Origin of the sequence: Enterobacter sp. BNK-22 (assembly GCF_048684805.1) — a bacterium.
Taxonomy (GTDB): Bacteria; Pseudomonadota; Gammaproteobacteria; order Enterobacterales; family Enterobacteriaceae; genus Enterobacter; species Enterobacter quasiroggenkampii.
In genome coordinates this window covers 2,764,536-2,778,384 of record NZ_JBLQTT010000001.1, presented here as the reverse complement: position 1 = coordinate 2,778,384, position 13,849 = coordinate 2,764,536, and the positions used below count along the sequence as shown (strand labels likewise).

At 57.3% G+C, this 13,849-nt stretch carries 11 protein-coding genes; all 11 read left to right on the top strand.

What is annotated here, in order from left to right; genetic code table 11:
- Positions 1-2: 2 nt before the first annotated feature.
- The 11 genes from ACMGGE_RS13135 to ftsA are packed head-to-tail and all read left to right on the top strand — an operon-like array spanning position 3 to position 13,840.
- A complete protein-coding gene (locus ACMGGE_RS13135; RefSeq protein WP_045907793.1) occupies positions 3-1,769 on the top strand; it encodes a peptidoglycan glycosyltransferase FtsI in 1,767 nt (588 codons plus the stop codon).
- The gene (gene murE / locus ACMGGE_RS13130; RefSeq protein ID WP_039265669.1) at positions 1,756-3,243 is read left to right on the top strand and encodes a UDP-N-acetylmuramoyl-L-alanyl-D-glutamate--2,6-diaminopimelate ligase; all 1,488 of its coding nucleotides are present in this window, start codon (positions 1,756-1,758) and stop codon (positions 3,241-3,243) included. The genes ACMGGE_RS13135 and murE overlap by 14 nt, the downstream gene beginning before the upstream one ends.
- Positions 3,240-4,598, top strand: coding sequence for a UDP-N-acetylmuramoyl-tripeptide--D-alanyl-D-alanine ligase (murF, locus tag ACMGGE_RS13125; protein ID WP_420293842.1), 1,359 nt, complete (start codon positions 3,240-3,242; stop codon positions 4,596-4,598). The genes murE and murF overlap by 4 nt, the downstream gene beginning before the upstream one ends.
- A complete protein-coding gene (mraY, locus tag ACMGGE_RS13120) occupies positions 4,592-5,674 on the top strand; it encodes a phospho-N-acetylmuramoyl-pentapeptide-transferase (protein ID WP_008501985.1) in 1,083 nt (360 codons plus the stop codon). Before murF ends, mraY begins: the two co-directional genes overlap by 7 nt.
- Before the next feature lie 2 nt (positions 5,675-5,676).
- Entirely contained in the window at positions 5,677-6,993 is a 1,317-nt protein-coding gene (gene murD / locus ACMGGE_RS13115) for a UDP-N-acetylmuramoyl-L-alanine--D-glutamate ligase (RefSeq protein WP_045907796.1), read from the top strand.
- Positions 6,993-8,237 (top strand): cell division protein FtsW, encoded by a 1,245-nt coding sequence (gene ftsW, locus ACMGGE_RS13110; RefSeq protein WP_008501983.1) that lies wholly within the window; start codon positions 6,993-6,995, stop codon positions 8,235-8,237. Before murD ends, ftsW begins: the two co-directional genes overlap by 1 nt.
- Entirely contained in the window at positions 8,234-9,298 is a 1,065-nt protein-coding gene (murG, locus tag ACMGGE_RS13105) for an undecaprenyldiphospho-muramoylpentapeptide beta-N-acetylglucosaminyltransferase (protein ID WP_021240525.1), read from the top strand. Before ftsW ends, murG begins: the two co-directional genes overlap by 4 nt.
- A 56-nt stretch (positions 9,299-9,354) precedes the next feature.
- On the top strand, positions 9,355-10,830 hold the full coding sequence (gene murC, locus ACMGGE_RS13100; RefSeq protein WP_023293287.1) for a UDP-N-acetylmuramate--L-alanine ligase: 1,476 nt from the start codon (positions 9,355-9,357) through the stop codon (positions 10,828-10,830).
- Positions 10,823-11,743: a D-alanine--D-alanine ligase gene (locus ACMGGE_RS13095; RefSeq protein ID WP_048028506.1), complete on the top strand. Its 921-nt coding sequence runs from the start codon at positions 10,823-10,825 to the stop codon at positions 11,741-11,743. The genes murC and ACMGGE_RS13095 overlap by 8 nt, the downstream gene beginning before the upstream one ends.
- 1 nt (position 11,744) lies before the next feature.
- Positions 11,745-12,587: a cell division protein FtsQ gene (gene ftsQ, locus ACMGGE_RS13090; protein WP_023293285.1), complete on the top strand. Its 843-nt coding sequence runs from the start codon at positions 11,745-11,747 to the stop codon at positions 12,585-12,587.
- Positions 12,584-13,840 carry a cell division protein FtsA gene (ftsA, locus tag ACMGGE_RS13085; protein WP_006173845.1) on the top strand — a complete coding sequence of 419 codons (1,257 nt, stop codon included), beginning with the start codon at positions 12,584-12,586 and terminating at the stop codon, positions 13,838-13,840. The genes ftsQ and ftsA overlap by 4 nt, the downstream gene beginning before the upstream one ends.
- Positions 13,841-13,849: the final 9 nt, after the last annotated feature.

Genomic DNA, 13,849 nt, shown 5'->3' with positions numbered 1-13,849 from the left:
GCATGAAAGCAGCGGCAAAAACGCTAAAACCAAAACGTCAGGAAGAACAGGCCAACTTTATCAGTTGGCGTTTTGCGTTGCTTTGCGGCTGCATTTTACTGGCGCTGGGTTTTCTGCTGGGCCGCGTGGCCTGGCTGCAAATCGTCGCGCCTGACATGCTGGTACGCCAGGGCGATATGCGCTCTCTGCGCGTTCAGGAGGTCTCCACGTCCCGCGGGATGATCACCGACCGCTCCGGTCGTCCGCTGGCGGTGAGCGTGCCGGTGAAGGCTATCTGGGCCGATCCGAAAGAGCTGCACGACGCCGGTGGCATTACCCTTGATAACCGCTGGAAAGCGCTGGCTGATGCGCTGAAAATGCCGCTGGATCAGCTGGCCTCCCGCGTTAACGCGAACCCGAAAGGGCGTTTTATCTATCTGGCGCGTCAGGTTAACCCTGACATGGCGGACTACATTCGCAAACTGAAGCTACCGGGCATTCATCTGCGTGAAGAATCCCGTCGTTACTATCCATCCGGCGAAGTAACCGCTCACCTCATTGGCTTCACCAACGTCGACAGCCAGGGGATTGAGGGCGTTGAAAAAAGCTTCGATAAGTGGCTCACCGGTCAGCCGGGCGAGCGAATCGTGCGTAAGGACCGCTACGGGCGCGTCATCGAAGATATCTCCTCTACGGACAGTCAGGCAGCGCATAACCTGGCCCTGAGTATCGACGAGCGCCTGCAGGCGCTGGTCTACCGCGAGCTGAACAACGCCGTGGCGTTCAACAAGGCGGAGTCAGGCAGCGCCGTGCTGGTGGATGTCAGCACCGGTGAAGTGCTGGCGATGGCCAACAGTCCGTCCTACAACCCGAACAACTTTACCGGCACCGCAAAAGATGCCATGCGTAACCGGGCGATTACCGACGTGTTCGAACCTGGATCCACGGTGAAGCCGATGGTGGTGATGACCGCGCTCCAGCGCGGCATCGTCAATGAAAACACGGTTCTGAACACCATCCCATACCGTATTAACGGCCACGAGATAAAAGACGTGGCGCGCTACAGCGAATTGACCCTGACCGGGGTGTTACAGAAGTCGAGTAACGTCGGTGTTTCAAAGCTGGCGTTAGCGATGCCGTCCTCAGCGTTAGTAGAGACTTACTCACGTTTTGGACTGGGAAAGGCGACCAATTTGGGGTTGGTCGGAGAACGCAGTGGCTTATATCCTCAAAAACAACGGTGGTCTGACATAGAGAGGGCCACCTTCTCTTTCGGCTACGGGCTAATGGTAACCCCGTTACAGTTAGCGCGAGTCTACGCAACGATTGGCAGCTATGGCGTTTATCGCCCGCTGTCGATTACCAAAGTTGATCCACCGGTGCCGGGCGAGCGTATCTTCCCGGAATCCATCGTTCGTACCGTAGTGCACATGATGGAAAGCGTGGCGCTGCCGGGCGGCGGCGGCGTGAAGGCGGCGATTAAAGGCTATCGTATCGCCATTAAAACCGGTACAGCGAAAAAAGTGGGGCCAGACGGCCGTTACATCAACAAATACATTGCCTATACCGCAGGCGTTGCGCCTGCAAGCAATCCGCGTTTTGCGCTGGTGGTCGTGATAAACGATCCACAGGCGGGTAAATACTACGGCGGCGCCGTCTCCGCGCCTGTGTTCGGGGCCATCATGGGCGGCGTGTTACGCACCATGAACATTGAACCGGATGCGCTGGCGACGGGCGAAAAAAGTGAATTTGTAATTAATCAAGGCGAGGGTACAGGTGGCAGATCGTAATTTGCGCGACCTTCTCGCTCCGTGGGTGCCAAATGCACCGGAGCGAGCACTGCGAGAGATGGTACTGGACAGCCGCGTGGCTGCGTCTGGCGATCTTTTTGTGGCGGTGGTCGGTCATCAGGCGGACGGGCGTCGTTATATCCCGCAGGCGATTGCGCAAGGTGTGGCTGCCATTATTGCTGAGGCTAAAGATGAGGCAACCGACGGTGAGATCCGTGAAATGCACGGCGTGCCGGTCATCTATCTCAGCCAGTTAAACGAACGTCTTTCCGCACTGGCGGGGCGTTTTTATCACGAACCTTCCGACCAGCTGCGCCTGGTTGGCGTAACGGGTACGAACGGAAAAACCACCACCACGCAGCTGATGGCGCAGTGGGCTCAGCTGCTGGGTGAAACCGGCGCGGTGATGGGGACCGTGGGTAACGGTCTGCTGGGCAAAGTGAGCCCGACGGAAAACACCACCGGCTCCGCGGTTGACGTACAGCACGTGCTTGCCGGACTGGCAGGGCAGGGCGCAACCTTTGCCGCGATGGAGGTCTCTTCGCACGGTCTGGTACAGCACCGTGTCGCGGCGCTGAAATTTGCCGCGTCCGTGTTTACCAACCTGAGCCGCGATCATCTTGATTATCATGGTGATATGGAGCACTACGAAGCCGCGAAATGGCTGCTCTATTCCACTCACCACTGTGGTCAGGCGATCATTAATGCCGACGATGAAGTCGGCCGCCGCTGGCTGGCGAAGCTGCCGGATGCGGTTGCCGTATCGATGGAAGACCATATCAATCCGAACTGCCACGGCCGCTGGCTGAAGGCGGTTGAGGTGAATTATCACGATAGCGGAGCGACCATCCGCTTTGCCTCTTCCTGGGGTGAAGGCGAAATTGAAAGCCGCCTGATGGGGGCGTTTAACGTCAGCAACCTGCTGCTGGCGCTGGCAACGCTGCTGGCGCTGGGTTACCCGATGGCTGAACTGCTGAAAACCGCCGCGCGTCTGCAGCCAGTTTGTGGCCGTATGGAAGTGTTTAGCGCGCCGGGCAAACCGACCGTTGTGGTTGATTATGCCCACACGCCGGATGCGCTGGAAAAAGCGCTGGAAGCGGCGCGCCTGCACTGTACCGGTAAGCTCTGGTGCGTGTTTGGCTGCGGCGGCGATCGTGACAAAGGCAAACGCCCGCTGATGGGTGCTATTGCGGAACAGTTCGCAGATATTCCGGTTGTCACCGATGACAACCCACGTACGGAAGAGCCGCGCGCCATCATTAACGACATTCTGGCGGGCATGCTGGATGCGGGCCGCGCGCGCGTCGTGGAAGGCCGGGCGGAAGCCGTGACGAACGCCATCATGCAGGCCCAGGAGAATGATGTTGTTCTGCTGGCGGGTAAAGGCCATGAAGATTATCAGATCGTGGGCAACCGCCGTCTGGATTACTCGGATCGCGTAACGGCAGCTCGCCTGCTGGGAGTCGTCGCATGATTAGCCTCTCGTTAAGCCAGGCCGCTGCGGTGCTGCACGGCGACCTGCACGGGCAAGACCTGACCATTGATGCCGTGACGACGGACACCCGCAAAGTCACCGCTGGCTGTCTGTTCGTGGCGCTGAAAGGCGAGCGTTTTGACGCGCATGATTTTGCTGAACAGGCCAAAGAGAACGGCGCCGGTGCGCTGCTGGTCAGCCGCAAGCTTGATATCGATCTGCCGCAGGTTGTGGTGAAAGATACGCGTCTCGCGTTCGGCGAGCTGGCGGCCTGGGTTCGTCAGCAGGTGCCGGCTCGCGTCGTCGCCCTGACCGGATCCTCAGGCAAAACGTCAGTGAAAGAGATGACGGCGGCCATCCTCAGCCAGTGCGGCAATACGCTTTATACCGCGGGCAACCTCAATAATGACATCGGCGTGCCGATGACATTGCTTCGCCTGACCAAAGAGCATGACTATGCGGTGATCGAGTTAGGTGCAAACCACCAGGGTGAAATCGCCTGGACCGTGAGCCTGACGCGCCCGGAAGCGGCGCTGGTGAATAACCTCGCGGCTGCGCACCTGGAAGGCTTTGGCTCGCTGGAAGGCGTGGCAAAAGCGAAAGGCGAGATTTACACCGGCCTGCCGGAAAACGGTATCGCCATTCTGAACGCCGATAACAACGACTGGCTGAACTGGCAGAGCATCATTGGTGCGCGTAAAACCTGGCGCTTCTCGCCAAATGCGGCCAACAGTGATTTTACGGCGACCAATATCCATGTGACGTCGCACGGCACCGAGTTCACCCTCACCACCCCAACGGGTGGCGTGGAGGTGCTGCTGCCGCTGCCGGGTCGCCATAACATCGCCAATGCCCTTGCGGCGGCGGCGCTGGCAACGGCGGTAGGCGCTTCACATGAGGCGATCAAAGCCGGGCTGGCGAACCTGAAAGCCGTGCCGGGACGCCTGTTCCCAATCCAACTGGCGGAAAACAAGCTGCTGCTGGATGACTCCTACAACGCGAACGTTGGCTCGATGACGGCGGCGGTGCAGGTGTTATCTGAAATGCCGGGCTACCGCATCATGGTGGTTGGCGACATGGCAGAGCTGGGCGACGAAAGCGAAGCCTGTCATACCCAGGTCGGTGAAGCGGCGAAAGCGGCGGGGCTGGACTGTGTACTGAGCGCAGGAAAACTGAGCCAGGCGATTAGCCAGGCCTGCGGCGTTGGCGAGCATTTTGCCGAAAAAGCCGCGTTGATTGAGCGCCTTAAGGCATTAATGACAGAAAAACAAATTGTGACAGTGTTAGTGAAAGGTTCACGTAGTGCCGCCATGGAAGAGGTTGTGCACGCATTACAGGAGAACGGGACATGTTAGTTTGGCTGGCCGAACATTTGGTCAAATATTACTCAGGCTTTAACGTCTTTTCCTATCTGACGTTTCGCGCCATCGTCAGCCTGCTGACTGCGCTGTTCATCTCGTTGTGGATGGGCCCGCGCATGATTGCCCGTCTGCAAAAGCTTTCTTTCGGCCAGGTTGTGCGTAACGACGGCCCGGAATCGCACTTCAGCAAGCGCGGTACCCCGACCATGGGCGGGATAATGATCCTGACTGCCATCGTCGTTTCCGTACTGCTGTGGGCGTACCCGTCCAACCCGTACGTCTGGTGTGTGCTGACGGTTCTGGTGGGTTACGGGATCATTGGTTTCGTCGATGATTACCGCAAAGTCGTCCGTAAAGACACCAAAGGCCTGATTGCCCGCTGGAAGTACTTCTGGATGTCGGTGATCGCGCTGGGCGTGGCCTTCGCGCTGTATCTGGCAGGGAAAGACACGCCAGCGACCGAGCTGGTCGTGCCGTTCTTTAAAGACGTGATGCCGCAGCTGGGTCTGTTCTACATTCTGCTGGCGTACTTTGTGATTGTCGGCACTGGTAACGCCGTTAACCTGACCGACGGTCTAGATGGCCTGGCAATCATGCCTACCGTCTTCGTGGCGGCCGGTTTTGCGCTGGTGGCCTGGGCGACCGGTAACATGAATTTCGCGAACTACCTGCACATCCCTTATCTGCGCCACGCGGGTGAACTGGTGATCGTCTGTACGGCGATTGTCGGCGCGGGGCTGGGCTTCCTGTGGTTCAACACCTATCCGGCTCAGGTCTTTATGGGTGACGTCGGTTCACTGGCGTTAGGCGGCGCGCTGGGCATTATTGCCGTGCTGCTGCGTCAGGAATTCCTGCTGGTGATCATGGGCGGCGTGTTTGTGGTTGAGACGCTGTCGGTAATTTTGCAGGTCGGCTCCTTCAAGCTGCGCGGCCAGCGCATCTTCCGTATGGCGCCGATTCACCACCACTATGAACTAAAAGGCTGGCCGGAGCCGCGCGTCATTGTGCGCTTCTGGATTATTTCGCTGATGCTGGTGCTGATTGGCCTGGCAACGCTGAAGGTACGTTAATCATGGCAGATTACCAGGGTAAAAAAGTCGTTATCATCGGGTTAGGCCTCACGGGCCTTTCCTGCGTGGACTTTTTCCTCGCACGTGGCGTGACGCCGCGCGTGATGGATACGCGTGTCTCTCCGCCGGGTCTGGATAAACTGCCGGAACAGGTTGAACGCCACCTTGGTGGTCTGAATGATGACTGGCTGCTGGCAGCCGATCTGATTGTCGCCAGCCCGGGTATGGCGCTGGCGCATCCTTCCCTGAGCGCTGCCGCAGATGCAGGCGTTGAGATTGTCGGCGATATCGAGCTGTTCTGCCGCGAAGCGCAGGCGCCCGTTATCGCGATTACCGGTTCTAACGGTAAAAGCACCGTCACCACCCTGGTGGGGGAAATGGCAAAAGCGGCGGGCATGAACGTCGGCGTTGGCGGTAACATTGGTTTGCCTGCTCTGATGCTGCTGGACAAAGGCTGTGAACTGTATGTTCTCGAGCTTTCCAGCTTCCAGCTGGAAACGACCTCCAGCCTGCATGCTGCCGCTGCGACGATCCTCAACGTGACTGAAGATCACATGGACCGATATCCATTTGGTCTGCAGCAGTACCGTGCTGCCAAGCTGCGCGTTTATGAGAATGCCAAAGTCTGCGTAGTGAACGCCGATGATGCGCTGACCATGCCGGTGCGTGGCGCAGACGACCGCTGCATTAGTTTTGGCATCACCATGGGTGATTATCATCTGAACCGCCAGCTGGGTGAAACCTGGCTGCGCGTGAAAGGTGAGAAAGTGCTGAACGTGAAAGAGATGAAGCTCTCTGGTCAGCACAACTATACCAATGCGCTGGCGGCGCTGGCGCTGGCGGACGCAGTGGGGCTGCCGCGCTCCTCAAGCCTGAAAGCATTAACCACGTTTTCCGGCCTGGCACACCGTTTCCAGCTGGCGCTGGAGCACAACGGCGTGCGCTGGATCAACGACTCCAAAGCCACCAACGTGGGCAGCACGGAGGCCGCGCTGAACGGCCTGCACGTTGACGGTACCCTGCATCTGCTGCTGGGCGGCGACGGTAAATCAGCGGATTTCTCGTCCCTGAAGCCATATCTCTCCGGTGATAACGTCCGTCTATACTGCTTCGGCCGTGACGGCAGCGAGCTGGCTGCACTGCGCCCTGAGGTCGCCGAGCAAACCGAAACCATGGAACAGGCGATGCGGCTGATTGCCCCTCGCGTGAAGCCGGGTGATATGGTGCTGCTCTCTCCGGCCTGTGCCAGCCTCGATCAATTCAAGAATTTCGAACAGCGTGGTGATGTCTTTACCCGCCTGGCGAAGGAGTTAGGCTGATGCGTTTATCTCTCCCTCGCCTGAAAATGCCGCGCCTGCCAGGATTTGGGATCCTGGTGTGGTTGTTTGCGGCACTCAAAGGCTGGGTGATGGGCTCTCGTCAAAAAGATAACGACAGCCTGATCATGTACGACCGCACGCTGTTCTGGCTCACGATGGGGCTCGCGGCGGTCGGCTTTATTATGGTGACGTCAGCGTCAATGCCCGTCGGGCAGCGTCTGGCGAACGATCCTTTCCTGTTTGCCAAGCGTGATGGTCTGTACATTATCCTGGCATTCTGCCTGGCGCTGGTGACCTTGCGTCTGCCGATGGAGTTCTGGCAGCGGCACAGTACGGCGATGTTGATCGCGTCGATCATTATGCTGCTGATCGTTCTGGTGGTGGGGAGTTCCGTAAACGGGGCATCACGCTGGATCGCCTTTGGCCCGCTGCGTATTCAGCCTGCGGAATTTACCAAGCTCTCCCTGTTCTGCTACCTGGCGAACTACCTGGTGCGTAAGGTAGATGAAGTGCGTAATAACCTGCGCGGCTTCTTAAAACCGATGGGCGTGATTCTGGTGCTGGCGGTATTACTGCTGGCGCAGCCTGACCTCGGTACCGTGGTGGTACTGTTTGTCACCACGCTGGCCATGCTATTCCTGGCGGGCGCAAAGCTGTGGCAGTTCATCGCCATTATCGGGATGGGGATTTCAGCGGTTGTGCTGCTGATCCTCGCCGAGCCTTACCGTATTCGCCGCGTGACCTCGTTCTGGAACCCGTGGGAAGACCCGTTCGGCAGCGGCTATCAGCTGACGCAGTCACTCATGGCCTTTGGGCGCGGTGAGCTCTGGGGGCAGGGGCTGGGTAACTCGGTACAGAAACTGGAGTATTTACCGGAAGCGCATACTGACTTCATCTTCTCCATTATTGCGGAAGAACTGGGTTATATCGGTGTGGTATTAGCGCTATTAATGGTATTCTTCGTCGCTTTCCGCGCCATGTCCATCGGCCGGAAAGCGCTGGAGATCGATCACCGTTTCTCAGGCTTCCTGGCCTGCTCAATTGGTATCTGGTTTAGCTTCCAGGCATTGGTTAACGTCGGGGCCGCAGCAGGTATGCTGCCGACCAAAGGTCTGACGTTGCCGTTGATCAGTTATGGTGGTTCCAGTCTGTTGATTATGTCGACGGCCATCATGCTGTTGTTACGCATAGATTATGAGACGCGTCTGGAAAAAGCCCAGGCGTTTACACGAGGTTCACGATGAATCAACCGAAGCGGTTAATGGTGATGGCAGGCGGTACCGGCGGACATGTGTTCCCGGGACTGGCGGTTGCGCACCATTTAATGGATCAGGGCTGGCAGGTACGCTGGCTGGGAACCGCAGACCGCATGGAGGCCGACCTGGTACCGAAACACGGTATTGAGATCGACTTTATTCGTATTTCCGGCCTTCGGGGCAAAGGCCTCAAGGCAATGCTGCTGGCACCGGTGCGCATTTTTAACGCCTGGCGTCAGGCGCGCACCATCATGAAGCGCTTTAAGCCCGATGTGGTGCTGGGCATGGGCGGCTATGTCTCGGGTCCAGGTGGGTTAGCCGCGTGGTCGTTAGGTATTCCCGTTGTGCTGCATGAGCAGAACGGTATTGCGGGTCTGACCAACAAATGGCTGGCGAAAATCGCCACCAAAGTCATGCAGGCATTTCCCGGCGCGTTCCCGAAAGCGGATGTGGTGGGAAACCCGGTGCGCGTAGACGTACTGGCACTGCCGCTGCCGGATGCTCGCCTGGCGGGTCGTGAAGGGCCGGTGCGTGTGCTGGTCGTCGGCGGCTCTCAGGGCGCACGTATTTTAAACCAGACGATGCCGCAGGTTGCCGCAAAGCTGGGTGATGCCGTCACCATCTGGCACCAGAGTGGAAAAGGCGCTCAGCAGACCGTTGAGCAGGCTTATGCCGAGGCGGGGCAGCCGCAGCATAACGTGACGGAATTTATCGACGACATGGCGGCAGCCTATGCCTGGGCCGATGTCGTGGTCTGTCGTTCTGGTGCCTTAACGGTAAGCGAAATCGCTGCCGCGGGGCTGCCGGCTCTGTTTGTGCCTTTCCAGCACAAAGACAGACAGCAGTACTGGAATGCCCTGCCGCTTGAGAAAGCCGGTGCGGCGAAAATTTTTGAGCAGCCACAATTTACCGCCGACGCGGTCGCCACCACCCTGGCGGGCTGGAACAGAGACGTATTGCTTGAGATGGCTGAACGCGCGCGCGCGGCGGCTATCCCTGATGCGACGGAACGGGTGGCAAAAGAAGTGAGCCTGGCAGCTCAGGCTTAACCCTCGCAGCGCGTGAAGCGCGGCACGAATTTTAAGTAGTCGATGGCGTTTAGAGAATGAATACACAACAACTGGCAAAACTGCGTTCAATCGTGCCCGAGATGCGTCGCGTCCGGCACATTCACTTTGTTGGCATCGGTGGTGCTGGCATGGGCGGTATTGCCGAAGTGTTAGCTAACGAAGGCTATCAGATCAGCGGGTCTGACCTGGCGCCAAACCCTGTAACGCAGCAGCTGGCGTCGCTTGGGGCGACTATCTATTTCAATCATCGCCCGGAAAACGTGCGCGATGCGAGCGTGGTAGTGGTATCGAGCGCTATCTCCTCTGACAACCCGGAAATCGTTGCCGCGCATGACGCGCGCATTCCGGTGATCCGCCGTGCAGAAATGCTGGCGGAACTGATGCGTTTTCGCCACGGCATAGCGATTGCCGGGACCCACGGTAAAACCACCACCACGGCGATGGTCTCCAGTATTTATGCAGAAGCGGGTCTCGACCCGACGTTTGTCAACGGCGGCCTGGTCAAAGCCGCGGGCGTGCATGCGCGTCTGGGACACAGTCGTTATCTGATTGCTGAAGCGGATGAGAGCGACGCGTCGTTCCTGCACCTGCAGCCGATGGTGGCGATTGTCACCAACATCGAAGCGGACCATATGGATACCTACCAGGGTGACTTCGAGAATTTAAAGCAGACTTTTATCAACTTCCTGCACAACCTGCCGTTCTACGGGCGCGCGGTGATGTGCGTAGACGATCCGGTGATCCGCGAGCTGCTGCCACGCGTGGGTCGTCAAATCACCACCTACGGTTTCAGTGAAGACGCTGACGTCCGCGTGGAAGAGTACAAACAGATTGGCGCGCAGGGGCACTTCACGCTGGCGCGTCAGGACAAAGAGCTGCTGCACGTGACGCTGAATGCGCCAGGGCGCCATAACGCGCTCAATGCCGCAGCAGCAGTGGCCGTCGCGACGGAAGAAGGCATTGATGATGATGCGATCCTGCGCGCGCTGGAAAGCTTCCAGGGCACCGGTCGTCGTTTCGACTTCCTCGGTGAATTCCCGCTGGATCCGGTAAACGGTAAAGCCGGTACGGCGATGCTGGTGGACGACTATGGTCACCATCCAACCGAAGTGGACGCCACCATTAAAGCCGCACGTGCGGGCTGGCCGGACAAGAATCTGGTGATGGTGTTCCAGCCGCACCGTTTCACGCGTACGCGCGATCTGTATGATGATTTCGCCAGCGTCCTGTCGCAGGTTGATACCCTGTTAATGCTGGATGTGTACGCCGCAGGCGAGACGCCGATTCCGGGCGCAGACAGCCGTTCTCTGTGTCGCACCATTCGTGGACGCGGTAAGGTTGACCCTATTCTGGTTTCTGACCCTGCCCAGGTGGCGGAAATTCTGGCACCGGTCCTGACAGGTAACGACTTGATTCTGATTCAGGGTGCGGGAAATATCGGCAAAATCGCCCGTACCTTAGCTGAAATCAAACTGAAGCCGCAAAACCAGGAGGATGAGCATCATGGCTGATAAGATTGCTGTCCTGTCTGGCGGCACCTCCGCCGAGCGCGAGGTTTCCCTGAATTCCGGCGCGGCTGTACTGGCGGGCCTGCGTGAAGGTGGCGTCAATGCGCACCTGGTTGACCCAAAAGAGGTCGACGTGACGCAGTTAAAAGCCATGGGCTTCGATAAAGTTTTTATCGCTTTACACGGTCGTGGCGGCGAAGACGGTACCCTGCAGGGGCTTCTGGATCTGCTCGGCCTGCCGTACACCGGGAGCGGCGTGATGGCTTCCGCTATCTCTATGGATAAACTGCGCAGCAAGCTGCTGTGGCAGGGCGCAGGGTTACCTGTCGCACCATGGGTAGCGCTGACGCGACGCGAATTTGAATTGGGCCTGTCGGATAGCGTTAATGCACGCATTGCTGAACTGGGCTTACCGGTTATTGTAAAGCCCAGCCGGGAAGGCTCCAGCGTGGGAATGTCCAAAGTCGACAAAGCTGACGATTTAGCGTCCGCTTTAGCGCTGGCATTTCAACATGATGATGAAGTTCTGGTAGAAAAATGGCTTAGCGGGCCGGAATTTACCGTCGCGATGCTTGGCGAAGAAATTTTACCGTCAATCCGTATCCAACCCGCTGGAGTCTTCTATGATTATGAGGCGAAGTATCTCTCTGATGAGACGCAATATTTCTGCCCAAGTGGTCTTGAAGCTGAGCGTGAAGCCGATTTACAGTCCCTGGTGCTTAAAGCCTGGCATGTTCTGGGTTGCCAGGGCTGGGGGCGCATCGACGTGATGCAGGACCGGGATGGACAATTTTATCTGCTGGAAGCCAATACCTCTCCGGGAATGACCAGCCACAGCCTTGTGCCGATGGCCGCGCGTCAGGCGGGGATGAGCTTCTCGCAGTTAGTCGTACGCATTCTGGACCAGGCGGGCTGATATGTCTCAGGCTGCATTGAACACGCGCAACCGCGATGACGAGGAAGAATACACCTCTTCACGCCGCAGTAATGGAACGCGTCTTGCAGGCATCATTTTCCTGCTCGGGGTGCTGTGCACCGTGTTTATCAGCGGCTGGATGGTCCTGGGCTGGATGGAAGATGCGCAGCGGTTGCCACTTTCTAAGCTGGTGGTCACCGGTGAGCGTCACTACACGCGTAACGACGATATTCGCCAGTCAATACTGGCACTGGGCTCGCCTGGCACCTTTATGACTCAGGACGTCAATATTATCCAGAGCCAGATTGAACGTCTGCCATGGATAAAACAGGCGAGCGTAAGAAAGCAATGGCCTGATGAATTGAAGATTCATCTGGTTGAATATGTGCCCATTGCGCGTTGGAATGATCAGCACATGGTTGACGTCGACGGAAATTCCTTCAGCGTCCCGGCCGATCGTGTCAACAAGCAAAATTTACCGATGTTGTATGGCCCTGAAGGCAGCGAAAACGAAGTGTTACAGGGTTTTCGTGAAATGGGTCAGGTGCTGGCGAAGGACAGGTTTACGTTAAAAGATGCTGCCATGACGGCGCGCCGTTCCTGGCAGCTTACGTTAACGAACGGCATTAAGCTCAACCTGGGGCGCGGGGACACCATGAAGCGTCTGGCGCGTTTTGTCGAACTTTACCCGGTTTTACAGCAGCAGGCACAGACTGACGGCAAACGGATAAGCTACGTTGATTTGCGCTATGACTCAGGCGCAGCAGTCGGTTGGGTACCGGCTCCGGTCGAGGAACCTAATCAGCAACAGAATCAGGCACAGGTACAGGCAGAACAACAATGATCAAGGCGACGGACAGAAAACTGGTAGTTGGACTGGAGATTGGCACCGCGAAGGTTGCCGCTTTAGTAGGGGAAGTTCTGCCCGACGGTATGGTCAATATCATTGGCGTGGGCAGTTGCCCGTCCCGTGGTATGGATAAAGGTGGGGTAAACGATCTTGAATCGGTGGTGAAGTGCGTCCAGCGCGCCATCGATCAGGCTGAATTGATGGCAGATTGCCAGATTTCTTCTGTCTATCTTGCCCTTTCTGGTAAGCACATTAGCTGCCAGAACGAAATCGGTATGGTGCCGATTTCCGAAGAGGAAGTGACGCAGGAAGACGTTGAAAACGTTGTGCATACGGCGAAATCCGTGCGTGTCCGCGATGAGCATCGCGTGTTGCATGTGATCCCGCAGGAATATGCGATTGACTACCAGGAAGGGATCAAGAACCCGGTTGGTCTGTCAGGCGTTCGTATGCAGGCAAAAGTGCACCTGATCACATGTCACAACGATATGGCGAAGAACATTGTAAAAGCCGTTGAACGTTGTGGCCTGAAAGTTGACCAACTTATTTTCGCCGGTCTGGCGGCAAGTTATTCCGTGCTGACCGAAGATGAACGTGAACTGGGTGTCTGTGTGGTCGATATTGGTGGTGGTACAATGGACATGGCCGTGTATACCGGCGGTGCGTTGCGCCACACCAAAGTGATCCCGTACGCAGGGAACGTCGTGACCAGCGATATTGCTTACGCTTTTGGTACGCCACCGAGCGATGCAGAAGCGATTAAAGTGCGCCACGGCTGTGCGCTGGGCTCTATTGTTGGCAAAGATGAGAGCGTTGAAGTGCCAAGCGTCGGTGGTCGTCCACCGCGCAGCCTGCAGCGCCAGACGTTGGCAGAGGTGATCGAGCCGCGCTATACCGAGCTGCTCAACCTGGTCAACGAAGAAATTTTACAGTTACAGGAACAGCTTCGTCAGCAGGGCGTCAAGCATCATCTTGCGGCGGGGATTGTATTAACCGGCGGTGCAGCGCAAATTGAAGGTCTTGCGGCCTGTGCACAGCGCGTGTTCCATACGCAGGTGCGTATTGGTGCGCCGCTGAATATCACCGGTTTAACGGATTATGCTCAGGAGCCGTATTATTCAACGGCTGTGGGCCTGCTCCACTACGGGAAGGAATCTCATCTCAGTGGTGAAGCGGAAGTGGAAAAACGCGTCTCAGTGGGGTCGTGGGTCAAACGACTGAACAACTGGTTGCGAAAAGAGTTTTAATTTTTTTAA